20 protein-coding genes are annotated in these 24935 nt (G+C 70.7%); 1 reads left to right on the top strand and 19 read right to left on the bottom strand.

The features are described 5' to 3' along the window. Position 1: 1 nt before the first annotated feature. The 7 genes from efp to CCO02nite_RS00725 form a co-directional block, all read right to left on the bottom strand. A complete protein-coding gene (gene efp, locus CCO02nite_RS00755; protein ID WP_146841056.1) occupies positions 2-565 on the bottom strand; it encodes an elongation factor P in 564 nt (187 codons plus the stop codon). 150 nt (positions 566-715) lie between these two features. Continuing rightward, positions 716-1285 carry a hypothetical protein gene (locus CCO02nite_RS00750; RefSeq protein WP_246117241.1) on the bottom strand — a complete coding sequence of 190 codons (570 nt, stop codon included), beginning with the start codon at positions 1283-1285 and terminating at the stop codon, positions 716-718. Between the two features lie 503 nt (positions 1286-1788). Next, the gene (locus tag CCO02nite_RS00745) at positions 1789-2259 is read right to left on the bottom strand and encodes a hypothetical protein (RefSeq protein ID WP_246117240.1); all 471 of its coding nucleotides are present in this window, start codon (positions 2257-2259) and stop codon (positions 1789-1791) included. Positions 2260-2518: 259 nt separating this feature from the next. Further along, on the bottom strand, positions 2519-3397 hold the full coding sequence (locus tag CCO02nite_RS00740; RefSeq protein ID WP_186812534.1) for an endonuclease domain-containing protein: 879 nt from the start codon (positions 3395-3397) through the stop codon (positions 2519-2521). A gap of 109 nt (positions 3398-3506) precedes the next feature. Further along, a complete protein-coding gene (locus tag CCO02nite_RS00735; protein ID WP_146841052.1) occupies positions 3507-3959 on the bottom strand; it encodes a type II 3-dehydroquinate dehydratase in 453 nt (150 codons plus the stop codon). 53 nt (positions 3960-4012) lie between these two features. Next, positions 4013-5134, bottom strand: coding sequence for a 3-dehydroquinate synthase (gene aroB, locus CCO02nite_RS00730; RefSeq protein ID WP_146841051.1), 1122 nt, complete (start codon positions 5132-5134; stop codon positions 4013-4015). Continuing rightward, on the bottom strand, positions 5127-5702 hold the full coding sequence (locus CCO02nite_RS00725) for a shikimate kinase (protein ID WP_246117239.1): 576 nt from the start codon (positions 5700-5702) through the stop codon (positions 5127-5129). Before CCO02nite_RS00725 ends, aroB begins: the two co-directional genes overlap by 8 nt. 198 nt (positions 5703-5900) lie before the next feature. On the opposite strand from CCO02nite_RS00725, the gene CCO02nite_RS00720 reads away from it, so the two are divergent. Then, the gene (locus tag CCO02nite_RS00720) at positions 5901-9806 is read left to right on the top strand and encodes a fibronectin type III domain-containing protein (protein ID WP_146841049.1); all 3906 of its coding nucleotides are present in this window, start codon (positions 5901-5903) and stop codon (positions 9804-9806) included. Between the two features lie 62 nt (positions 9807-9868). On the opposite strand, the gene aroC is transcribed toward CCO02nite_RS00720, so the two are convergent. The 12 genes from aroC to CCO02nite_RS00660 form a co-directional block, all read right to left on the bottom strand. Continuing rightward, on the bottom strand, positions 9869-11056 hold the full coding sequence (gene aroC / locus CCO02nite_RS00715; protein WP_146841048.1) for a chorismate synthase: 1188 nt from the start codon (positions 11054-11056) through the stop codon (positions 9869-9871). 83 nt (positions 11057-11139) lie between these two features. Continuing rightward, complete coding sequence (locus CCO02nite_RS00710; protein ID WP_146841047.1) at positions 11140-11967, bottom strand: hypothetical protein; 828 nt, start codon at positions 11965-11967, stop codon at positions 11140-11142. Position 11968: 1 nt separating this feature from the next. After that, positions 11969-12748, bottom strand: a complete 780-nt coding sequence (locus tag CCO02nite_RS00705) for a PilN domain-containing protein (RefSeq protein ID WP_186812533.1) — start codon at positions 12746-12748, stop codon at positions 11969-11971. Next, positions 12745-13806, bottom strand: a complete 1062-nt coding sequence (gene pilM, locus CCO02nite_RS00700; protein ID WP_146841046.1) for a type IV pilus assembly protein PilM — start codon at positions 13804-13806, stop codon at positions 12745-12747. Before pilM ends, CCO02nite_RS00705 begins: the two co-directional genes overlap by 4 nt. Positions 13807-13909: 103 nt before the next feature. After that, complete coding sequence (locus tag CCO02nite_RS00695; RefSeq protein WP_222593105.1) at positions 13910-14707, bottom strand: prepilin peptidase; 798 nt, start codon at positions 14705-14707, stop codon at positions 13910-13912. 25 nt (positions 14708-14732) lie between these two features. Further along, entirely contained in the window at positions 14733-16646 is a 1914-nt protein-coding gene (locus tag CCO02nite_RS00690; protein WP_246117238.1) for a hypothetical protein, read from the bottom strand. Then, entirely contained in the window at positions 16646-17419 is a 774-nt protein-coding gene (locus CCO02nite_RS00685; RefSeq protein ID WP_246117237.1) for a type IV pilus modification PilV family protein, read from the bottom strand. Before CCO02nite_RS00685 ends, CCO02nite_RS00690 begins: the two co-directional genes overlap by 1 nt. Then, complete coding sequence (locus CCO02nite_RS00680; protein WP_146841045.1) at positions 17416-19338, bottom strand: type II secretion system protein; 1923 nt, start codon at positions 19336-19338, stop codon at positions 17416-17418. Before CCO02nite_RS00680 ends, CCO02nite_RS00685 begins: the two co-directional genes overlap by 4 nt. Before the next feature lie 177 nt (positions 19339-19515). After that, positions 19516-19965, bottom strand: coding sequence for a prepilin-type N-terminal cleavage/methylation domain-containing protein (locus tag CCO02nite_RS16190; protein ID WP_146841044.1), 450 nt, complete (start codon positions 19963-19965; stop codon positions 19516-19518). A gap of 177 nt (positions 19966-20142) precedes the next feature. After that, positions 20143-21372, bottom strand: a complete 1230-nt coding sequence (locus CCO02nite_RS00670; RefSeq protein WP_146841043.1) for a type II secretion system F family protein — start codon at positions 21370-21372, stop codon at positions 20143-20145. Continuing rightward, positions 21372-23090 (bottom strand): type IV pilus twitching motility protein PilT, encoded by a 1719-nt coding sequence (locus tag CCO02nite_RS00665; protein ID WP_246117236.1) that lies wholly within the window; start codon positions 23088-23090, stop codon positions 21372-21374. The genes CCO02nite_RS00670 and CCO02nite_RS00665 overlap by 1 nt, the downstream gene beginning before the upstream one ends. A gap of 100 nt (positions 23091-23190) precedes the next feature. Next, positions 23191-24864 carry a GspE/PulE family protein gene (locus CCO02nite_RS00660; protein WP_146841042.1) on the bottom strand — a complete coding sequence of 558 codons (1674 nt, stop codon included), beginning with the start codon at positions 24862-24864 and terminating at the stop codon, positions 23191-23193. Positions 24865-24935: the final 71 nt, after the last annotated feature.

The following is a 24935-nucleotide window of genomic DNA, read 5'->3' as shown; positions in this document are numbered from 1 at the left end:
GTCAGTCGTTCACGCGGCCCAGGTAGCTGCCGTCACGCGTGTCGACCTTCACCTTGGTGTTCGCCTCGAGGAACAGCGGCACCTGGATCTCGTAGCCCGTCTCGAGCGTCGCCGGCTTGGTGCCCGCGCTCGAGCGGTCGCCCTGCAGGCCCGGCTCCGTGTACGTGACCTCGAGGACCACCGACGGCGGCAGCTCGACGTACAGGGGCGCACCCTCGTTCGTCGCGACCAGCGCGGTCTGGTTCTCGAGCATGAAGTTCGCCGCGTCGCCGACCGTGGCGGCCGGGACGTGCAGCTGGTCGTACGTGTCCGTGTCCATGAACACGAAGTCGTCGCCGTCCTTGTACAGGTACTGCATGTCGCGCTTGTCGACGCTCGCGGTCTCGACCTTGATGCCGGCGTTGAACGTGCGGTCCACGACCTTGCCGCTCAGGACGTTCTTGAGCTTCGTGCGCACGAACGCACCGCCCTTGCCCGGCTTGACGTGCTGGAACTCGATGACGGTCCACAGCTGGCCGTCGATGCGCAGCACGATGCCGTTCTTGAGGTCGTTGGTGGTCGCCACGATTCGTCGCTTCCTGTCGAGGTTCGGCGGAGGCCCGGGTGTCCCGGACTCGTCGGTGGTCTCACCGTCGCACGTCCGTCCGCAGGCCGTCGGTCATCCTACCGCCCGCTCAAGCGGCGACGCGCCCCGGCCGGTCGGTCCGGCACCTCGTCAGACGAGCAGCGCGCGCCCCAGCGCACCGATGCCGACGGCCCAGACCAGCGACGCGAGCGTGCCGATCACGAACCGCTCCGAGGCACCGGGGTTCTCGCGCAGCTCCGGGTAGCGGCCAAGGCCCTTGATCGCGACGACGACAGCGATCCCGGTCGGCTCCCCCAGCAGCACGGTCCCCGTGACGGCCAGCCGCTCGAGCAGACCCACCCACGTGCCGCCGCGCAGCACCGCCTTCGCACGCGCCCCGTCGGGCCCGTCCAACCCGGCCGCACCCCCAACCGCCGACGAGGCCGCTCCGGCCGCTCCCGCCGAACCCGCGGACACAGCCGCCCCGCCACCCGCCGCCGGCCCGCCCGCTCCTGTCGAACCCGCGGACGCCGCCGGCCCGCCACCCGCTGCCGGCCCGCCCGCTCCCGACGAGCCCGCGGCACCCGACGAGCCCGCAGCACTCGCCGAGCCACCGGCATCCGGTGAGTGCGAGGCCAGGCGCAGGGTGCCGCCGACGACCAGCCACCCGCCGCCCACAGAGACCAGCAGCGCGAGCACCACCACGACCGCGTCCAGCACACGAGCTCCCTCCGTCGCGACGACTCCGCCGCAGGCACACAACCACATCCCCGCCTCCCCCGCACCCACCCCGCACCCCGCCGACTCCCACCCACCCACCACACCGATCGGGATCGTTCGAAGATTCGGCCACAATTCGTGGCCCATTCCTCGCACGATCCCCATCGGGCCGCCTGAGTGCAGGTGGCGCAGCGCCCGGGCGGACGGGGACCGCTGCGGGGCGGCCGGGCGGGCGGACGCCGGCGCACCGATCGCGGTCGTTCGAAGATTCGGCCACGATTCGTGGCCCATTCCTCGCACGATCCCCATCGGGCCGCCTGAGTGCAGGTGGCGCAGCGGTCGGGCGGGCTGGGGCAGCTGAGAGGCGGCCGGGCGGGCGGACGCCGACGCACCGATCGCGGTCGTTCGAAGATTCGGCCACGATTCGTGGCCTATTCCTCGCACGATCCGCGTGAGGCGCCTGGGTGCGGGTGGGTCGGGGCGGGCGGGTCGGGGTGGGTGGGTCAGGGGTGGGCGGTGGTGAGGAGGTGGGTGGCGGCGCGGGTGGCTGCACGGGTCTCGTCGTAGAGGGCGGTGCGCAGGCGCTGGCTGACGGCCTGCTGCGAGATGCCCAGGCGCGCGGCGACGTCCTCCTGGCGCGTTCCCCCGGCCTCCTCCACGGCGTCGACCGCCTCCCAGCCGGCCGCCGATCGACGGGCGCCGGTCGCCGCGACCAGCATCAGGACGGCTTCGGCGTCGAGCGCCGCACCCTCGTCGGACCCCCTCACGGCCAACGGCACCATGCGCTGTCGACTCTTGGCGGCCTCGACCGCCTCGCGTGCGAGCACGAACGCCGGGCCTGCCGCCTCCCGCGGGCTCGCGGGCATCGGCTCGTCCACCGCGCCGCACCCGATCCCGACGCTCCACCCGCCACGCCGCAGCATCCACAGCACGACGTCGACGACGAGCCCGGCGGACCGCGCGACGGCCTGCACCTCGTCCCCTACCGTCCGCTCGAACCCCAGCACCAGCCCCGGATCGCGATCGTGCGAAGGATTGGCCACGATTCCTGGCCACTTCCTCGCACGCTCGAGGTCCGCCAGGAGGTGCGGGACTCGGTCTCCTGTGCGGCGGGAGGCGCGTTGGTCGGCGGTGATGACGAACATGGGACCAGCCTGCCCCGTTGTCCGTGGGAGTACAAGTGGTCATGCTTGTTCGAGAGACAACAAGTGTGATGACTTGTGGAGGACGAGACTAGGCCGACCGCTTGTGCAGCAGCGCAGTCAGCACCCCGTCGATCTCCTCGGCCACGGCCAGGGGACGCGCCGTGAGGTCGGCCCAGGTGTAGCGCAACACCGTGCACCCGGCCGCGACCAACGCGTTCTGCCGGGTGCGGTCCTGCTGGAACCGACCCCGGTGCGCCTCCTCACCGTCAACCTCCAGCACGAGCCGCACCGCGGCGAACCACACGTCCGCCCGGGCCCACACACCGATCTCGTCGTACAGCGGCACGTTGGCCCGCCAGCCCTTGATCCCCGCTCGACGCAGGATCGCGAGCAGCCGCTCCTCCGCGACGCTGACCGCACCGCTGCGCAACCGCCGCAGTGCGACCCGTCGCCGCGCATTGCCGAGCGCGCCGGGATGCTCCGCGAGCCACCGCTCGAGCTCGGCGGTCGGCAGTGTGTCGTGCGCCGCGACCCAGGCGAGGAGCCGGTCGCTCTCGTCGGGGTCGAGCCGGCCGAGGCAGTCGATCACCGTGCGCCACCTCGTCGTGACGGAGCCCGGTCCGAGTCGTTGACGGTCGCGGAAGCCCACCGGCACCAGATGCGGCGTCAGCCTGCCGCGCGCAGGGCGGCGGGTGGGAACGAAGACGTGCACCTTGTCGTCGTCCTCGACCGGCAGGCCGTGCACGAGCGCGGCCGTGGTGAACGCGACCGTCGCCGCCGGCCAGGTGAGCACCGCGCCCAGAGCGAGCCGCTGCGGTGTGGCCGGCACGTCCGCCTCGACGAGCGCGTCGCCGACCAGCCGCCGCCAGCGGCCCGAGTCGATCGCGTGGCGCACCTGCCGACGTGTGCGGCCCTCGTCGTACGCCTGCCTGGCGGTGAACACGCGGTTCACCGCGGCGCGAGGCACCCACCCCTTCTCCACGCCCCGACGATCCCGCAACTCCCGTCGACCCGTCCGTCACCGTCCACAGGTGCCCGCCCGTGAGAGGAATCGGCCACTGAGCGTGGCCAGTTCCTCACACGCTGCGGGAAGAAGGTGGGGAGAGGGCCGAGAGGGCCAAGCGGTAGGAGTCGAAGCCGAAGCCTGCGACCGTGCCCGAGGCGATCGGGCCGATGACCGACACGTGGCGGAACGTCTCACGCGCGTACGGGTTGCTGATGTGCACCTCGACGAGGCGTAGGCCGGCGGCCGTGACCTGTGCGGCCGCGTCGCGCAGCGCGTAGGAGTAGTGCGTGAACGCCGCGGGGTTGAGCACCACGTCGCAGCGGGTGTCGACCGCCTCGTGCAGCCAGCCGACGAGCTCGGACTCGGAGTCGGTGCGGCGCACCTCGGCGGCCAGTCCGAGCTCGGCGGCCCAGCCGGCGACGGCCGCGACCAGGTCGTCGTGCGAGGCGGACCCGTAGACCTCCGGCTCGCGCGCCCCGAGGCGCCCGAGGTTGGGTCCGTTGAGCACCAGCACACGCGTCATGCGGGCAGCCTAGGGGACGACGACAGCCGCGAACGCGTGACGTGCGGCACGCGCTACAGCGAGATGGCCGACGACCGGACCGCACCCTCGGCGATCTCGGCGTACGCGGCGACCAGGAGCGTCGGGTCGGGGCCTTCGAGCCGCACCGGCCGCCCGACGCCCTCGAGCACGACGAACCGCAGCAGGTCGCCGCGGGACTTCTTGTCGCGCCGCATGGCGCTGAGCAGCTGCTCCCAGCGGTCGCCGCGGTAGGTCGTCGGCAGGCCCAGCGCGGTCAGCACGGCGCGATGCCGCGCCACCACGTCGTCGGACAGCCGCCCGGCGAGGCGCGCGAGCTCGGCGACGTAGACCATGCCCACCGAGACGGCGGCGCCGTGCCGCCACTGGTAGCGCTCGACCTGCTCGACCGCGTGCCCGAACGTGTGCCCGTAGTTGAGGATCTCGCGCAGGTCCGCCTCGCGCAGGTCCTGTCCGACGACGTCCGCCTTCACGACGACGGCGCGTTCGACGAGCTCGAGCAGCACGTCGGAGCCGGCCGCGGCGGCCGGGTCCCGCAGCAGCGCGACGTTCGCCTCGACCAGCTCGAGGATGCGCTCGTCGGCGATGAAGCCGGCCTTGACGATCTCCGCGAGCCCGGCGACGAAGTCGAACGGCGCCATCGAGGACAGTGCGGCGAGGTCGCACAGCACGCCCGCGGGCGGATGGAACGCCCCGACCAGGTTCTTGCCCTCGGCGGTGTTGATGCCCGTCTTGCCGCCCACGGCGGCGTCGACCATCGCGAGCACGGTCGTCGGGACCTGCACCACCTGGATGCCGCGCAACCAGGTCGCGGCGACGAACCCCGCCAGGTCCGTCGTGGCACCGCCGCCGACCGCGACGATCGCGTCGGAACGCGTGAAGTCCGCCTGGCCGAGCACACCCCACAGGAAGGCCGCGACCTGCGCGGTCTTGGCCGCCTCGGCGTCGGGCACCTCGGCGCCGAACGCCTCGTACCCGGCCGCGCGCAGGTCCTCCAGCACGGTGTCGGCCGTCGTCGCGAGCGCCGCGGGGTGCACGACGAGCACGCGGCGCACACCCGTCCCGAGCAGCGGTGCGATCTCCCCCAGCAGGTGCCGCCCGATCACGACGTCGTAGGGACGCTCACCGGCCACCGTGACCGTACGGACCTCAGTCATCTGCCTGCTCCCCCGCCTCCCGCGCGAGCCGCAGGCCCGCGAGCTCCCGTTCGATCTGCTCGGCGACCTCCGCCGGCTTGAGCCCGTCCGTGAGCACGCGCACGGTCGCGACCTCGTTGTACACCGGCCGCCGGGCCTCCATGAGCGCCGACCACTGCGCGCGGGGGTTGCCCAGCAGCAGCGGCCGCGACTGGTTGAGCCCGACGCGCGGCACCGCGTGCGCGAGCGTCACGTCGAGGAACACGACGACGCCGCCGGCCTCACGGTAGGCCGCGAGGACTGACTGCGTGCCCTCGTCGAGCACCGCGCCGCCGCCCAGCGCCAGCACCCCGTCGTGCTCCGCGACCGCGCGGGCCACGGCGTCGCGCTCGAGCGCCCGGAACGCAGGTTCGCCGTCGTCGACGAAGATCTCGCCGATCGGCTTCGCGGCCGTCGCCTCGACGTCGGCGTCGGTGTCCCGCACCGTGAGCTGCCACCGCTGCGCGAGGGCGGTGCCGACGGTCGTCTTGCCGGCGCCGGGTGGTCCGACGAGCACGATCCGCGGTCCCGGGACGTCGTGATGAGGCACGCCGCGAGGGTACTCGCACCGCCGTCCGCGTCGTGCTGGCGCCCGTCGCCGCGCACGATGCGCCTCCGGCCACGGCCAGGGCACAGCGCCGGGCGTGGCATCCGGGTGAACGCGGCCGCAATCGGGCATGCGCGCTCAGCCGCACGTCCGGGCGTGCCGAGATCACGTCGGGTTGTGTCACGTCTCAGGGGAGGTCCCGTGTTGCTTCGTCGAACGGCCGCATTCGCCGTGTCCGCGGCGCTCGTCATCGCCGGTGCTGCGGCTGCGGCGGTGCCGGCCTCGGCCGCCACCGTCGCGTTCGTCCCGGCGGCGCCGACGGGCCTGACCTACGGCACGACCGGCGACGACCCGATCCTGTCCTGGGAGGCCGTCGAGGGCGCGACCCAGTACAAGATCGACCTCGCGACCGACCCGTCGTTCAGCACCGGGACCATCGTGGCGACGACCCAGACCTACGCGCGCAGCTGGGTGCCGCTGACGCAGCTCGGCTCGATCCTGGGCCGCGACCTGTACTGGCGCGTGTTCGCACTGTCCGGCAGCACCGTGGGCGATGCGTCCGACGTCCAGGCGATCTGGGCGGACCCTGCGCCCGCCCCGACGCTGCTGATGCCGGCCGACGGCGGCGTGGTGACCTACCCCGACCCGGTCCAGTTCACCTGGACGCCGGTTCCCGGTGCGATCAGCTACACGATCACCTACTCCTCCGACCCGGGCTTCCCCACGGGCTCGACGACGTACAGCTCGACGGTCGAGGGCACGAGCTACACACCGGCCGCGATGCTCAACCGCAAGAGCGGCGCCGACGACATCGTCTGGAGCTGGCGGGTCGCCGCGAACTTCGCGCCCGCCACCGGGGCCAGCTCGACCTCGAACTTCAGCGGTCCGGCCTCATCGGTGCAGCAGTTCTCGGTCGTCTGGCCGACGAACGCGTCCACGCCGACGCTGCTCAGCCCGACCGATCCGGGCCAGGTCTACAGCGACCCCAAGTTCAGCTGGACCCCGGTCGCCGGGGCGGTCAAGTACCACATCGAGATCGGTTCGGCCTCGGACGGCACCAACGTCACGACGATCCTCGAGTACGCCGACACGACGGCGACGACCTACGTCCCGACCGAGCAGTGGCCCGACGCCGTGTACTGGTGGACGGTGTGGGCGATCGACCCGACGAACAACAAGGGCGGTACGCCCACGCCGGTCTCGTTCACCAAGGCCTGGGGGACGCAGACCGGCGCGAGCATCGCCACCGCGTCGTACACACCCGCCTACCCGGTGCCGACGTTCGGCTCGCTCCCGGGCGCGGAGGAGACGGTCGTCCCGCTCGACGAGCTCGAGCTGACGTGGCAGCCCCTTCCGCGGGCGACGCTCTACGAGGTCGAGGTCGTGCCGCACAACGGCCAGCCGCGCCTCACGTGCCGCACCGCCAGCACGTCGGCGACCATCATCGAGACCGCCGCGCCGGGGAGCGTCTCGAGCGAGTACGCCGCCGGTTACGGCAGGTGCCTGTGGTCCACCACCGCGATCGCGCGGATCCAGCCTGGCGTGGAGTACACCTGGCGCGTCCGGGCCGTCGACTTCGCGGGCAACGCCCCCGATCCCCTGCAGGGCAACGGGTACACCTCCGGCACGCGGATCTCCCCATGGTCGGACCCCGAGGGCAGCGACACGTCGCGTGAGCGCCACTTCCAGGTCTCCGAGCCGCCTGCGACCGGCGCGGTGACGTCGGGGGCCGACATGGCCGCGTGGGCCACCGAGCGGCTGGCCTCGGCGAGCAAGGCAGCACCCGAGTTCCGGTGGAACCGGGTCAACGGGGCGAACGTGTACGACGTCGACGTCTACCGCGACGCTGCACTGACCAACCACGTCGCGTCGTTCCGCACGCCGCAGACCGTCCTGCGCGTCAACGGGGTCTTCGACGACACCACCGCGGGCGGTTACTACTGGACGGTTCGCGCGGCCTACACGCCGGACTGGACGAACTTCGTCTACCCCGGCGGCTCGGTGAGCTCCGACCCGGTGGACTGGACCAAGCTGTCCACACCGTCGGACTTCGTCGGCGTCACGCCCGTCACCCAGCTCGCGAACGGGTCCGTCCTGCTGGCGTGGCGCCCGCAGGCGCAGTCCGCGCCCGCCGACGGAGGCAGCCGCGGCTACCGCGTGCAGATCTTCAAGAGCACCGACGAGAGCCTCGGGTCGATCGACGTCGAGAACCCGTGGTTCGTCGCGGCGAACCCCATCAACGGCAAGGCCCTGACCGCCGGCGGGTACAAGTTCCGGGTCGCGCCGCTCGACGCGCTCGGCGAGCCCGGCAGCTACTCGGCGAAAGTGTCGTTCGACGTCGCCGTCCCCGCACCGACCGCGCTGACGGCCGAGGTCGGCGCGGGCGACGGTGCCGCAGCCGCCACCAGCGTGCGCCTGACCTGGGCGAACACATCCCCGTACACCAAGTTCGTGGTCGACTACGCGCCGCACGGCACCGCGACCTGGACCACCGCCCCCGGCACGCTGGTCCAGACGGGAACCGCTGTCACCAACCTCGCCCCGGGCGACTACGACTGGCGGGTGACCACCTATCTCGACGCGACGGGCACGAGCCGGTCCGCCGCGACCTACGGCGAGACGTTCACGATCGCCGGCCCGGCACCCACGCCGACCACCCCGGTGGGTGCGACGCTGACGACCGCCGACCGTCGCCTGTCGTGGGAGGCGGTGCCGGGTGCCTCCCGGTACCTCGTGCGGATCGCCGACACCTCCACGGCCGCGACGACCACGAGCTACACCGAGACCGCGGCGACGTCCCTGGTGCTTCCCACCAACCTGGTGTTCGGCAAGCAGTACTATTGGACCGTCGCAGCGGTGCCGGAGAAGAAGAGCACGTCGTCCGCGCGTGTCGTGCTCGGCATCAGTGCGCCGCGCGCCTTCCAGGTGGTCACGCCCCCCGGCCCGATCACCCTCGCGACGCCGAAGGTCACCGGTACGAGCATCGCGTTGAGCTGGACGGCCCTGACCGGCGCGGGTGCGGGCTCGTCGCAGGCGCCGCAGTACCGGCTGGCCTACCGCGCCAAGAACACCACGGGCACGCCCGACGAGTGGCAGGTCGTCGAGCTCGGCTCAGGTGTGGCGGCGACGACCTTGACGGGGCTGGCACTCGCCCAGACCTACGAGCTCAAGCTGATGGCGTACAACGCCGAGGGCAGCGGTCCCTGGACCTCGACTCGTGAGGCGACCACCGCCTCGCTGCCGGGCGCCGTGGGCAACCTGCTGGCGACGCCGGGCTACGAGAGCCTCAAGGTGTCCTGGGTCCGGGGCGCCGACGGCGGCGCGGCGATCACCGGCTACCACGTGCAGTACCGCGTGGCCGGCACCGACGTCTGGAGCGATGCCCCCGGCACGACGACGAGCACGTCGACGACCACGACCGTCACCGGACTGTCGGGGCAGAAGTCCTACGAGGTCCAGGTCGCCGCGATCAACGCCGCCGGCGAGGGCGCGATCGCGATCACCACGGCGGTGACGATCGGCGCACCGGGCAAGCCGCGCACCGTCGCGGTCAAGCGTGGCGACCGCTCGGCGACCGTGACCTGGGCGGCGCCCGCCGTCAACGGCGGCGCCGCGATCAGCGGCTACCTGGTCGACGTGCGCTCGTACAACGCGACGACCAAGACCTGGGGCGCCTGGGCGACGAAGCTGCGCCCGGTCGCATCCGTCACGTCGGCGGTCGTCCCGTCGCTCGTGAACGGCACGAAGTACCAGATCCGGATGGCGTCCAAGACCGTGTACGCGCAGAGCGCCTACACGTCGGTCTACACCGTCACCCCCGCCGGCCTGCCGTCGGCCCCGACCTCGGTCAAGGCGACCGCGGTCAAGGGCAAGATCACGGTCACCTGGGTGAAGCCGAGCGACAACGGCTCCCCGCTGACGGGCTTCACGGTGCAGTACTCGACGAACGGGACGACCTGGAAGAACCTCGCGTCCAAGACTGCGACCACGACCAAGGTCGACTGGACCGGCGCCACCAAGGGCACGAGGTACTACTTCCGTGTGCTCGCCAAGAACGCCGTCGGGACGAGCAGCCCGAGCAGCTCCGCGTTCGTGACCGCGCTCTAGCAGGGACGACGAGCGGGGCCCGACCGGACGACCGGTCGGGCCCCGCTCGTGTGCGTGGACGGTCAGCGCAGCAGGTCGGGGACCGCCTCGAGGTAGGCCGCCAGGTTGCGACGGACCTCGCTCAGGGAGTCCCCACCGGTCTTCTCGAGCAGCGCGTCGGCGAGCACGAGCGCCACCATCGCCTCGGCGACGACCGCGGCCGGCGGCACGGCGCACACGTCGGACCGCTGGTGCTGGGCACGCGCGGGTTCGCCCGTGCGGGTGTCGATCGTGGCGAGCGCGCGGGGCACGGTCGAGATCGGCTTCATCGCCGCACGCACGCGCAGGATCTCGCCGTTGGTCATGCCGCCCTCGAGGCCACCGGCGCGGTTGGAGCGGCGTGTGACGCGCCCGTCGACGCGGTCGATCTCGTCGTGCGCCTGCGAGCCGCGCCGCGCCGCGGTGCGGAAGCCGTCACCGACCTCGACGCCCTTGATCGCCTGGATGCCCATGAGCGCGCCCGCCAGCCGTGCATCGAGGCGCCGGTCGGCGTGCACGTACGAACCCAGGCCGGACGGCACGCCGTAGGCGAGCACCTCGACCACGCCGCCCAGCGTGTCCCCTGCCTGGTGACACTCGTCGATCTCCGCGACCATCGCGGCCGACGTCGCGGCGTGGAAGCAGCGCACCGGGTCGGCGTCGAGTGCCGCGATGTCCTGCGGTGACGGGAGCTCGGCGTCGTCGGGCACCGCGACCGGGCCGATGGACACGACGTGCGCGACCAGCTCGATACCCGCGGCCTGCGCGAGGAACCTCGCGGCGACCGTCCCGAGCGCCACGCGCGTGGCCGTCTCGCGCGCCGAGGCCCGCTCGAGCACCGGACGGGCGTCGTCGAACGCGTACTTGCGCATCCCGACGAGGTCCGCGTGGCCGGGACGGGGCCGCGTGAGGGGCGCGTTGCGCGCCCGCTCGAGGACGGAGGCGTCCGCCACCGGGTCGGCTGACATCACCTCGTCCCACTTGGGCCACTCGGTGTTGCCGACCTCGATCGCGATCGGACCGCCCTGGCTCAGCCCGTGCCGGACGCCGCCGAGCAGGCGCACCTCGTCCTGCTCGAACTTCATCCGGGCACCACGGCCGTAACCGAGCCGACGCCGCGCCAGCGCGTCCTGGACGTCCTGGGTGCGCACCTCGACGCCTGCGGGCAGGCCCTCGAGGACACCGACGAGAGCGGGGCCGTGCGACTCCCCCGCGGTCAACCAACGAAGCATGCGGTGATCCTCCCACGCGACGACGGGCGCCCCCGGTGTGGTCCACACCGCGGGCGCCCGTCGGGCGCGTCGTTGCTGACCGGCTAGGAGACCGGCACCAGCGGGTTCTTGCCGGCAGGCGGCACCGGCAGGGTGGTGGGCTCGGGCGTCGGCTCGGCCGTCGGGTCGTCGGTCGTGACCGGCTCGGCGGGAAGCACGTACGTGAAGCCCGACAGGACGATCTGCTGGTCACCGAGCTTGGTGGCCGGCAGTCCGTTGCCCTCGCCGCTCTCGAGCTGGCTCAGCCCCGAGATGTCGGTGACCAGGAAGAGCTGCGCGCTCGCCTGCTGAAGGTCGTTCACGAACGCCAGGGTGTCGGCGTAGGTGCCCAGCACGGTCATCGTGTACGGCACCGTGACGAGCCCGGCCGGTGCCTTCGCGACGTTCGACGGGTTCGGCTGGACGATCACGCCGTCGCCCGGCTCCGGCGTGGCCTGCGCGCTCGGGTCGTCGGTCGCGCCGTCGGTACCCTCGGTCGCCGGGTCCGTCGGTGCCGCAGCCGCGCCCACCGGCTCGGCGGCCACGAACGGGGCAGCCGCACCCGGAGTGACCTGGACGATCGTCACCGAGTGGGCGGTCGCGATCGTGTCGAGCTGCCCCAGGAACGCCGAGAGCTCGAGGTGCGTCGGGATCTGCGTCTGGAGCGCCGCCAGGTCCGACTTGTAGGTCTCGAGGTTGGCCGCGTCCGCCCGGAGCTGGTTGAGCTGGATCGTGAGCAGGTCGTTCTGCTGCTCGGTCCTCGCCGCGTCGTCACGCGTCTGGGCCGCCGTGTCGCGGGCGGGTCCGATCGCGAGGAACCACGCCAGGGCCACGATCACGACCGCCCCGAGGACCGTCCCGCCGATCCACGTGCTGCGCTTGGTGCCGCCCACGTCAGTTGCCTTCCTCGGTGGTGCCGGCGGCGTCCTCGGACGCCCCCGTCGAGTCGGTCGCGGTGTCGTCGCCGGACTGCGCGGCGAGCGCGTCGGGCGTGAACCGGTTCGCGTACGCGGTGTCCTGGACCTGCACGGTCGCCTGGACCCCGTAGAACGTCGGGGCGAGGTCGTCGCCCGTCACGTCGAGCGTCTGCACCCAGGCGTCGGTGAAGCCGTACACCGAGTTGAGCGCGTCGACGAGCGCCACGGTGTTGGGCACGGTCAGGCTGCGCAGCGTGAACGTGAGCTGCCCGACGCTGGGCGCCGCGAGCGGGTTGTCCGACGGGGCGACCGTCGTCATCGGCGTCGCACCCGTGAAGGCGTACGTGTCGATGCTGACGCCCTCCGGGAGCACCGCCGTGACGGCGGCGATCCGCTCCTGCCAGAAGATCTCCGTGCTCATGCCCACCTCGCGGGCGGCCTGGGCGTCCGCGAGCTGCTGCTTGACCTGCGGCACCTCGGCGTACTTGGCGATCTCGGCCTGCAGGGACATCGTCTCGGTCTGCGCGGCGTTGAGGCTCGTGGTCGCGTTCGCCTGCTCGACGAGCGCCAGACCGTAGCCACCCACGCACAGCACGGCCACCAGACCGAGGCTGATGAGCAGCCACCGCTTGGTGACCGCGAGACCGCGCGCGGCGCGCACCTCGGGCGGCAGCAGGTTGACCTGGGGCAGCGTGACCCGCAGGGACGTGTTCGACGAGCGGGACTTGGACTTGGGCCGCTCGAGCAGCGAGGTCATGCGGCAACTCCGTACGCGAGACCGACGGGCAGGGCGATGAGCGACGACTGGTCGCCGAGGACGTCACGGCGTGCACTCTTGCCCCAGCGCAGCCCCGCGAGCGGGTCCCCGATGGTGGCCGGCAGCCGCGACGCGCTGGACAGGTACTGGCCGAGACCCGGCAGGTGAGCGCCGCCGCCCGTGAGGACGACGACGTCGATCTGCCCGAGCCCCGTGCCCGCGAAGTACACGAACGTGTTGCGGACGGACTCGACGAGCCCTCGCACCACCGTGCTCACGGCCTCCACGGCCTCGGCGCGACCCGGCGCGGGGGCGAAGCCCACGCCGACCTCACGCTTGAGTGCCTCCGCCTCGGGGGCCGAGACGCCGCACGCGCTCATGACGGCGTTGGTGATGTGGTGCCCGCCGGTGGGCAGCGCGCGCACGAGGCGCGGCACGCCCTGGGTGGCGATGACGACGGTGGTGAGGGTGGCGCCGATGTCGACGAACGCTGCGGTCGCCCGCGACAGCTCACCGCGCGTGAGAGCGCGCAGCAGCGCGAAGCCGTTGAGGTCGACCATCACGGGCCGCAGCCCGGCGCCCTCGACCGCCACGATGTTCGCGGTCACGGTGTCCCGCTGCGCGGCGACGAGCATGCCCTGCAGCATCCGCCCCTGCGGCCCCGTGGTCTCGCCCGTCGGGTAGTAGTCGAGCAACGCGTCCTCGGTGGACATCGGCAGCGAGTCGCCCACCTGGAACGGCAGCGAGTCGCGCAGGTGGGCCGCCGGCATGAACGGCAGCTCCATCTCGCGGACGATGACCCGCTGGTTGCCGACGCCGATCACGACGTCCTTGGACTCGAACTTGGTCTGCTGCCACAGCTGGCGCAGGGCGCCCGAGACGGTCTCCGGCTGGACGACCTCGCCGTCGCGCACGGCGCCGACGGGCAGGCCGACCTGACCGGCACGCACGAGCGTGGGCGGGTTCTTGCCCATCGGCCCGCCGCTGCCGAACTCGAGCTCGACCGCCCGGACGCCAGTGGCGCCGATGTCGAGCCCGATCACACGTGTGCTGGCCACGAGGTCCCTCCGAGTGTCGTCGATCGTGCTGCTGTCTCATCGGGCACCCGCGTGCCGGACTTGAGTACTCCGGCCGATTTCTGCAGGCCGGAACAGGCTCGGCTCAGAGCGCGCCGAGGTACAGGTCGGCCAGCGGTTGGCCCCAGACGATCCCGACGACCGCGCCGAGGATCATCCACGGACCGAACGGGATGCCCGAGCGGCGGCCCGCGCGACGCAGCACCAGCAGACCGATCGAGAACACGCCGCCGAGCACGAACGCCGCGAACCACCCGACGACCAGGGACGCCCACCCGAACCAGCCGAGGTACATCCCGAGCACGCCCGCGAGCTTGACGTCCCCGAAGCCCATGCCGGCCGGGTAGACGACCAGGAGCAGGAAGTACACGACGAACATCGCGGCACCGGCGACGAGCGCGCGCACCAGCGCACCCCAGTCGGCCTCGCCGCCCGGGTTCCACGAGGCGAGCGCCAGCAGCGCGAGCACGACGACGTAGGACGGCAGGACGATCGCGTCGGGCAGCTTGTGGGTGTCGAGATCGATCAGCGTCAGCGCGACGCCGATCGTGACCAGGTAGAGCAGCGCCGGCAGGATCCAGGTGATCCCGGCGTACCAGGTCGCGAGCCCGAACAGCGCACCGGTCGTCGCCTCCACGGCCGGGTACCGCGCGGAGATCGGCTCGCCGCAGTCGCGGCAACGCGCGCGCAGCAGCAGCCACGAGACCACCGGGACGTTGTCCCGTCGCCGGATGGCGTGGCCGCACCGCGGGCACGCACTGGGCGGGTGCACGACCGACTCGCCCCGCGGCACGCGCCACACGACGACGTTGAGGAACGACCCGATCGCCAGACCGAGCAGCGTGGCCAGGGCGATCGCGAGACCAGGGGCGCCGCCGATCACCGGGCACCCCCGAGACCCGTCCGCACTACTTCTTGACCGCCTTGGGCGTGACCATCTCGCCGAAGTACCGCTGCGACCACTGCGCGTTCACCCATCGAGGGAAGTATGGCGGAGCGGAGAACCTCAGGCGCGTGTCGTACACGTAGTTCTTGAGGTAACCCGTCGAGCACGATCCCGTACCGACCGCACCACGCCAGCGCTGGGCGATCGAGCCGTTCACCTGGATCGTGTTCTGGCACCCGCCCACGTTGTACTTCTGCACGTAGAACGAGTGCTGCAGCGTCTGGATCGAGCCCATGATCTGCACACCGTTGACCTGCGTGCTCACGGTGCTGTCGTTGTACTGGCGCGGCCAGCCGGACACGTTCGAGCTCGAGACCGACGGGGTGTCCCACTTGTACGTGCAGCTCTTGGTGCACGACGAGTTCGACTTGACCGAGGTGACAGTGCCCATGATCGGGTGGAACACCTCGACCGAGTTCGTCGCCACGAGGCCGAGCATCGACGTGCCGTTGAGACCACCCTGCAGCACCACGTCGCCGGTGACCACGATCGACTGTTGCGCGGCCACAGTCAGCCGACCCTTCACCTCGCCCTCGACGTAGAGATTGCCCTCCGCGCAGTACCGGTTCGACTCGGTCATGTTGGTGTCGTAGGTGTACGTGAGCCCGGCCGAGGTCGGGGTCGTCGGCGTGGTCGACGAGTAGGTCCCGAGCGGGAGTGTGTAGCCGGACGGCCCGCCCAGCTCACCGGCGTAGCACTGCCGCGACGTCACCGCGTTCGGCGCGGTCGTCGGGGCGTGATCGACGTAGACGACCATGTCGTCGGGCACTGGGATCGTCTGACCCGCGGCCGTGTCCAGCTGCGTGACGTTGCCGCACGCAGGTGCGCTGCCGCCGTCGGGAGCGATGGCCAGGGGTGCCTTGCCCCCGTTGACCGACTTCTTGTTCCAGACCGTCATCGTGCCGTCGTCGTGGAACACGATGCGCGTCGACCCGTAGTAGTGGCAGCCCGGGTAGGCGGCGAACGCCGCCGACGTGTCGTCGAGGTAGAGCGTCTCCGAGTACTGCGGGACGTGACCGTTGAAGTTCGCCGTGCTGTACGTACCGCTGGTCGACTTGCGCAGGCAGTACTTCCACGTGTTCGTGTTCGTCAGCACGACGTTCTTGCAGTCGGGGTTCGCCGACATGAAGCCGTCGGTGAACGTCGGGTTGGACGCGAGCACGGAGTCGTTGCTGAACACCGATCCCTGCAGCGTGTCGCCCGAGACGAACGTGATCTCGACGCACGACGCACTGCTGCGGCCCTCCCACCAGTACAGGGCGGCGTTGTAGCCCGAGCCCCCGCACGCCGCTGCCGGCGCACTGCTGTAGGCGACCGTGTTGGACGGGTCCGCCGACTCGAAGTCCGTGTAGTACACGTAGTCCGTCGAGCCGCCCTTGCCGACCGCGGACTCGACCGTGCGGTACTCACCGTTCGCGCGACCCGTGACGCGCAGGATCACGGTGCCCTGCGTGCCGGCCTTCGACGCGTCCACCGAGTAGTGGAAGAAGCCGTCCTTCGGACCGGTCTTGCTCGAGTCGACGGGCAGCCAGCCCGGCGTCGTCGTCGAGTTCCACCCGCAGGTGTTGCTGGACGTCGTCGGGCCCTTGAGTGCCGGGTTCGTGCAATCGATCGTCGTGAAGTAACCGTCCTGACGGTTCAGGCGCGAGATGTACTCGTCGACGCCGGACTGCGCAGCGGCCATCGCACCCGAGTAGTCCTGGTCGTACCGCGCGAACTTCTGGCTGCTCATGGTGTACGCGAGCGCCGTGAGCGCGAGCACCGCGAGGATGAACATCGTGCCCACGACGAGCACGAGCGCCATGCCGGACTCGGGCTCCTCGCGGGCGGTGTCGATCGCGCGGCGCAGCGGTCCCCGGGAACCGATCCTGTCCATCAGCTGTCCTCGCTCTGTCGCATGACGGCCTGCGCGTTCGGCAGGGTGATGCGCTGGATGTACGTCGTACCGTTCGCCTTCACCGCCGACTGCTGCTGCACCGTCAGGTGCAGCTCGACCCCGAGCACGTTCGAGAGGTCGGTTGCCGTCAGCCCGGCACTCGCCGGCGTCAACCGCGTCCCGGACTGGTTGTAATAGGAGAACAGCGGTGTCGAGGTGTCCACGCCACGCGCGAGGATGCGGGTCTTGAGCCGCGCCTTGCACGCCGCGCTCGCACTGCTGAGCTCGGCGTTGCAGTACTGGTAGCCCGATGCCGTCGGCGTCGCCGAGTCCGGGACCTGGACCTTCTCGACCAACGTGCCGAACCCGCCCGAGATGTTGGTCACCTGGTAGGTGACGCGGCTCGGTCCGACGGTGTTGCCGGTGTTGTCGACGTTCGCGTAGAACTGCACCTCGAGGTTCTTGCCGAGCACGAACGCATCCTCGGTGCAACCCGTGCAGGTGGCCGACATCTGGCTCGGCATCACCGCAGTGCGGACGTTGCGCGACATGCGCTCCACCGACGAACGCGCCACGTCGACCTGGTCCTGACGGTTCATGTTCTCCGCGTTGGTGCGCGCGAAGCCGATGGACAGCGTCGCGACGCTCGCGACGATGATCCCGAACAGGAACATCGCTGCCGCGAGCTCGACGAGACTCGTTCCAGACTCGTCGCGCCGGTGCGGCAGGCGCCGCATCACGCGGGCCTGCAGCGCTCCCCAGCCCCCGGTCACCAGGACACCGACTTCGTCAGCGTCGTCGTGGAGGGTGTCACGGCGAATGTCGTCGTCTTGCACGTCTGCCCCGATCTCCACGCGTACGCAGTCCACGTGTCGGTACCCGAACCGGGCCTGACCACCGTGCCCGTGAGGCTGCCGCCCTTCGCTCCACCCGTCACGGCTACCACACCCGCGACCACGGTCGGCGTCGTGGTACCGCACGTAAAGGTCGTGACGGTTGGCGGAACCAGGTACAGGTTCCACGCGGTCCCGGCGGTCGTCCAGGTCGCGGTCACGGTCAGACCAGCGGTGCCGTTGCTCCAGCCGACGGTCGTCGTCGTGTCGTAGACGAGCGTCACCGGGTTCGCTGTCGGGAAGCTGCCGCACGCGGCGGTCGCCGCGCCGCCGGTCTGGTAGACGTACCAGACTCCCGCGGGCAGCTCGAGATCCTGAGACCGCGCATTGCTGATGTCGATCGCCAGCGTGCCGGCGGAACCGGACGTCAGCGGGCACGTTGCGAGCGAGGTGAGCCCCGAGGCCGCCTTGTTCAGCGCCCACACCTTGCCAGCCGCGGGCGCGCCGGTGAGCCGGACCTTCGTGGTACCCCACTCGATGCCGTCGTTCGGACCGGAGGCGAGCGGCACCGCGACGGGACCGGGCGAGCACGAGTACCCCTCGCCGAAGACGTACAGGTCGTAGGTGCCGGGCAAGAGCGAGAGCGAGGCGCTAGAGCCGGAGACCGAGGTGGCCGTTCCGACGCCCGCCGGACAGGTCGCCGCGGTGCCCGCGGGGACCGCCAGCACGCTCGTGGGGTTGTTCGGCAGGTTGTCGACGTCTACCTCGGCGGTCGCGAACTCGGTGTCGAGCGTGATGATGCCACCGGGTGGCAGCTTGACAACCGCGTAGCCCCCGAGCGGCGGGATGGTCCCGAAGAATGCTCCGTACTGGGTAGGCCACATCTTGGTGAGCGTCGTCGTGACGCCCGCGGCGGTGTACACCGCGCTGCTGCTCGCTCCGCTCGAGGCGGAGGTCACGAGCGTGAACTGGGCCCCCGCGACGTCAGCCGCAGTGAGCGGCGTGCCGTCCGCGCGCTGCAGCACGACCTTGACCGTGCCGGGCTTCGCGATCTGGAACGACGCGCTCGAGTAGATCGTCGCGCGCTGCAGCACGCCGGTGGTCTTGCTCGGGTTGGTGGCGCCCGAGATGTCGATGTACGACGAGTCCGCGACGTACACGGTGTACGTCGACCCCGTTGTCGCGGGACTGATCTTGATGACCGCGCAACCGGTGTCGTCGGTGTAGGAGATCGACCCGCCGGGGCCCGTCGCGCCCATCGCCACTCCCGCGAGCGGGTTCGCGTCCTGGTCGGTGACCTTGGTCGCGATGTACGAGTCGGTGGTCTGCGCGCCGGTCTTCTTGTCCGGCGTCAGGATCGCGCGCTGCACGATGGGGGCCGCGCCGCCCATGTGCGGCCAGGTGACGGTCACGGACACACCGAGGCTCGGGTACGTCACGAGGGCGCCGCCCTCGCACGCCGAGGCACCGCTGCCCGTGATGTTCCACTCGACCGAGCGCTTGACGGTGTACGGGGTGCCGTCGACGACCAGCGGGTCACCCTGCACGAAGCCGGCGAACTGGTTGGGGTTGGTCTGCAGTCCCGCGTTCGCGATGGTCAGCGGTCCCGTGCTCGAGCCGCTGAATACCGCACGCACCATGTCGAGCTCGCGCGCAGCCAGGTTGGAGGCCGCGACACGGTTGCGGTTGACGACGCTCTGGGCCTGCGCGTTGAGGATGACGCCGATCACGGCCATGCTCAGCGCGCCGAGCACGACGATCGCGACCAGCAGCTCGACCAGCGTGAAGCCGTCGGTGCCCGACGCCCGCCACCGCGCGAGAACGGATGCCCGGCGCCCGCCTGCCGCCTGCGTGTCCATGCGTCTCCCGTTCCTGGTTCCGGTTCTCGTCAGTACGTCGGCGTGCCGAGCGCCCGAGTTGAGCGGTGCGTACCGTCCGGCTCGGGCGATTCACCCGATCGGCCGTCGTTCCGCGCACGCCCGAAGGGGCGGGACCGTGTGGTCCCGCCCCTTCGGGGTCTAGCGTCCGTCAACCGATCAGGCCGTCGGCTCGCCGAGGCCCTTCGCGGCGTCGTAGGTGATCGTCGCGCCGTCGCCAGCGGTACCGCCGGAGAACGTCAGCGTGACCACCACGTCAGAGGCGTCCGTGCCGGTCACCGCGACCGCCGGGTCCTCGAGGCTGCCCGACACCGGGCCGATGATCTCGGCCGCGGCCAGGCCGGCGCCCGTCATCTCGTACGACTCGCCGTCGGCCGTCACGGAGACGGTCGGCATGTCGGTGTTGTCGACGAGGTAGGTCGCCACCTGCTTCGAGATGGTCGTGACGTCCGCACGGGCGGCGGCGTCGACGGCCTTCTTGCGCTGGTTGAGGAAGATCGGGATGGCGATGGCCGCCAGGATGCCGATGATGATGATGACGACGAGGAGCTCGATAAGGGTGAAGCCCTTGTCCTTCTCGTCGAGGGACTTACGAACACGAGCGATCATTGTCACTCCCATGTAGGTCTGGACGGATGAGTTGTCACCTTCGGTCCGGCGCCTGCCTGGGGCCCTTGCCGGTTCAGTCGTGCACACATGGAATCGGCCCCCGGGCCGCTCTCCTTGAGCGTTCCGGGGGCCGACTTGTGGATTCACTCTCTCGGCCTATCGGCCGCCGTGAATGTCCTATTTGATCAGGTCGAAGATCTTGAAGATGGGCAGGTACATGGCGATGACCATGGACCCGATGATCGAGCCGATGACGACGATCATGAGCGGCTCGATGAGGCTCGTGAGCTGCTCGGTGGTGGCCTCGACCTCTTCGTCGTAGAAGTCCGCGACCTTGCCCAGCATGGTGTCGAGCGCGCCGGTGTCCTCACCGACGGCCATCATCTGCACCACCATCGGCGGGAACACCGAGTGGTTGGACAGCGGGCCGGCCAGGGACTCGCCGCGACGCACCGACTCCTGCACCGACCGCGCCGCGCGTTCGATCACCAGGTTGCCGCTGGTCTCACCGACGATGTCGAGCGCCTGCAGCAGCGGCACGCCCGCGTGGATCATCGTGCCGAAGTTGCGCGTGAACCGGGACACCGCGATCTTCTGGAACAGCTTGCCGAACACCGGCACCCGCAGCTTCCACGGGTCCAGCTTCTCCCGGACGGCGCGGTCGTTCTTGTGCTTGCCCCACCACACCGCGAAGATCACCAGGCCGATGATGATCGGCACGATGGCAACCTTGATGAAGTTGGACATCGCCATGAGGATCTTGGTCGGGGTCGGCAGCTCGCCGCCCAGCTCGGTGAACATGCCCGCGAACACCGGGACGATGAAGATGAGCATGCCGATCGTCGCCAAGATCGCGACGATGAAGATCACCACGGGGTAGGTCATCGCGGACTTGATCTTGCCGCGCAGCTTGACCTCGGCCTCGAAGTTGTTCGCCACCGAGACGAGCGTCTGGTCGAGGAAGCCACCCACCTCGCCCGCCTTGACCATGTTGATCATGAGCGGCGGGAAGACCGACGGGTGCTTGGCCAGCGCGACCGAGAACGAGGTACCGACCTCGACGTCCGTGCGGACCTGGTTGAGGATCTTCTGCAGCGCCTTGTTCTCGGTCTGCTCGGTGAGGATCGTCAGCGCACGCAGCAGCGACAGGCCCGCGTCGATCATCGTCGCGAGCTGGCGGGACATCACCGCGATGTCCTTGAGCGAGATCTTGTCGGTGATGCCCGGGATGTGAAGCTCGGCGTTGAGGCCGCCGGTGTTGACCTCGGAGATCGAGACCGCGGCCATGCCCATCTCGCGCAGCCGGTTGGCCACCGCTGCCTGGTTGGGCGCGTCGACGCGACCCTTGACGAGCTTGCCCGCGCGGTCACGGACCGCGTACTCGTAGGTCTTGCTCTGCCCGGCCATCACAGCGACTTCCCGAACGCGTTGGTCTCGCCGCCGCCGACGAGGTCACCACCGCCGAGGCCCGCGGACCCCTGGGTCTGACCCGAGAAGCGGCCCGTGAGGCGGTTGAAGTCCTCGACGTGGTGGCACTTCTCCAGGCCGACCTCGTAGGTGATCTTGCCGGTCTTCACCAGCTCGGCGAGGTGCTGGTCCATGGTGTGCATGCCCTGCTTCGCGCCGGCCTGCATGGACGAGTAGATCTGGTGCGTCTTGCCCTCACGGATGAGGTTGCGGATCGCAGGCGTCGCCACGAGCACCTCGGTGGCCACGGCACGTCCGGGTGTGTCGGCCCGCTTGCACAGCGTCTGGCAGACGACGCCCTGCAGCGCACCGGCCAGCTGCGTGCGCACCTGGTCCTGCTGGTGCGCGGGGAACACGTCGATCACGCGGTCGATCGTCTGCGCCGCGTCGGACGTGTGCAGCGTCGCGAACACGAGGTGGCCGGTCTCGGCGGCGGTCAGCGCGACCGAGATCGTCTCGAGGTCACGCATCTCGCCGACGAGGATGATGTCGGGGTCCTGGCGCAGCACGTGCTTGAGGGCGTTCGCGAACGAGAGCGTGTCCGCGCCGACCTCGCGCTGGTTCACCAGGCACTTCTTGTGCCGGTGGAGGAACTCGATCGGGTCCTCGACCGTCATGATGTGGTCCTCGCGCGTGCGGTTCGCGAGGTCGACGATCGAGGCGAGCGTCGTCGACTTGCCCGAACCGGTCGGTCCCGTCACGAGCACCAGACCACGCGGCAGGCCGGCGAAGGTGCCGACGACGGCCGGCACCCCCAGCTGCTCGAGCGGCTTGATCTCGTAGGGGATCACACGGAAGGCGGCGCCGATAGACTCGCGCTGCTGGTAGATGTTCACGCGGAAGCGGGCCAGCCCGCGCACCGCGTAGGACAGGTCGAGCTCGAGGTTCGACTCGAACGTCTCGCGCTGCTTCTGGGTGAGGATCCCGTACAGCACGCGGCGCAAGGGCTCCGGGGACATCGTCCCGAAACCGTCGAGCTGCTGCAGGTTGCCCGAGACACGGACCATCGGCGGCGCGCCGGTGGTCAGGTGGACGTCGGACGCGCCCAGACGGACCATCTCCGCGAGCACCTCGTCGATCGGCAGGTCGTCGTCGCGCTGCTCGCTGGACACCCCGAGCCGCGAGGTGCGGTCGCGCTGGGCGACCGCCGGGCGCTGGAACGTCGGTTCGACGGGCTTGTCCTGCACCTCGGCCGGCGGCGGCACCACGGCGGGCGTGAACGTCACCTGGCCACCGAACTTGGGTGCCGACGGCAGCACCGCGGTCTGCTCGATCGGGGAGCGGTACGCCTCGCGCACGGCGGCGACCGACGCCGAGCCGGGCGCTGCCCCCGCGGGCACGTACCCCGACGTCGCCGTGGGCTGCATGGTGGGCTGCGCGGTGGGCTGCACGATGGGCTGCGGAGCGCGGGCCTGCGGCGCCAGCGGCTGCCCGGCCTGGGAGGTCGCCATCGGCGCACCCGGGGCCTGCGACGGCTGCGGCGGGTACGGTGCGGGCGCTGCGGGCGCTGCGGGCGCGGTGCTCTGCGACGGGATCGGCGAGAACATCACCGGCCCACCCGGCGCACCGGGCGCTGCTGCAGGCTGCGGACCGGCGGGGCGGTACGGCGGCAACGGACGGGTCGGCTCACCCGACACCGGACGGCTGGGTTCGGTCACGTCACTCTCCTCCTCGGGAGACGGGCGGCCCATGCCGATGCCGTCGCTCGGTGCTCTCGACGGTTCATCGGCGGTCCATACGGGCGACTTGAGCGAGTCGTCACGCGACGACGCGCAGGATCTCCTCGATCGACGTCGTTCCGGCGACGACCTTGTACCAGCCGTCGTCGCGCAGGCCGGTCATGCCCTGCTGCAACGCGGTCGCCATGATCTCCGCCGAGGACGAGTGCGCGACCGCATGGCGCTCGATCTCCTCGGTCACGCGCATGACCTCGTGGAGCGCGATGCGCCCGCGGTAGCCGGTCTTGGAGCAGGTCACGCAGCCGACCGGGCGGTACAGCTCGGGCACCCGCTCCCCCGGCACCCACGGGAACCGGGCCGCGACCATCTCGGCCTCCGACGGCTGGTACGGCTCCTTGCACTTCTCGCACAGCTTGCGCGCGAGTCGCTGGGCGACCACGCAGTCGAGCGCGGACCCGACCAGGAACGGCTCGATGCCCATCTCGGTGAGTCGCGTGACCGCCGAGGGCGCGTCGTTGGTGTGCAGCGTCGAGAGCACGAGGTGACCGGTCAGGGCCGCCTCGATCGCGATCTGCGCGGTCTCGTGGTCACGGATCTCACCGAGGAGGACGACGTCGGGGTCCGAGCGCAGGATCGAGCGCAGCGCACTGGCGAACGTGAGGCCCGCCTTCGGGTTGACCTGCACCTGGTTGATGCCCGCGAGCCGGTACTCGACCGGGTCCTCGACCGTGATGACGTTGATCTCCGGCTTCGAGACCGCGTTGAGCGTCGCGTACAGCGTGGTCGACTTGCCCGAACCGGTCGGGCCGGTGACCAGGATCATGCCGTAGGGCTTCGTGTACGACTGCTGGTACGTCTGGTAGTTGTGCTCGAGGAAGCTCAGGTCGCGCAGGTCGAGGCTCGCGGTCGAGTTGTCGAGGATTCGCATGACGATCTTCTCGCCCCACACCGTGGGCAGCGTCGCCACGCGCAGGTCGATCTTGCGGCCGTTGTGCATGACCGACATACGGCCGTCCTGCGGCTTGCGCCGCTCGGCGATGTCGATGTCGCTCATGATCTTCACGCGGCTGATGACGCCGCTCGAGATGTTCTTGGGCGAGCGCTGCGTCTCGTGCAGCACGCCGTCGATCCGGTACCGGACGCGCAGGTCGTGCTCGGTCGGCTCGATGTGGATGTCGGAGGCTCGGTCCGTGATCGCCTGCGTGACCAGCAGGTTGACGAACCGGACGATCGGCGCGTCGTCGTCGGCGATGTCGCCCATCTTCGACAGGTCGGCCTCGGGCTCCGGCAGCGCGTCCTCGAACGCCGAGGTGAGGTTCTCCATCTCGCCGTCCGCGCGAACGAACCGGTCGATCGCACGCAGCACGTTGTCGTACGTCGCGATGACCGGGATCACGGCCATCCCCGAGACGGTGCGCACGTCGTCGACCGCCATCACGTTCCCGGGGTCGGCCGTCGCGAGCAGGATGGCGCCGTTCTGGATCGCGACCGGCAGGACCGTGTACCGGCGGCACAGCGCGGCGGGCACCATCGCGAGCGCGGCACGGTCAACCTGGAACTCGTCGAGGTCGATGTACTGCATCCCGACCTGTGCGGCGAGCGCCTGCACGAGCTGGTTCTCCGAGAGGATGCCGAGCTCGACGAGCGTGCGTCCGAGCGAGCCGCCCTCGGTCATGGTCTCGTCGAGCGCCGCGAGCAGCTGCGCCTCGGTGACGAGACCTTCCTCGAGCAGGATCTCACCGAGCTGCTTCACATCGCCTCCTGAGTGTCCTGGCACGGCCCGAGTGGCCCTGATCGCTCATCGGCACCGCAGCGGCACCGGCT

Origin of the sequence: Cellulomonas composti, from assembly GCF_007990245.1 — a bacterium.
Lineage (GTDB): Bacteria > Actinomycetota > Actinomycetes > Actinomycetales > Cellulomonadaceae > Cellulomonas > Cellulomonas composti.
The sequence above is the reverse complement of the archived record's forward strand: the minus strand, read 5'-3'. Positions and strand labels throughout refer to the sequence as shown.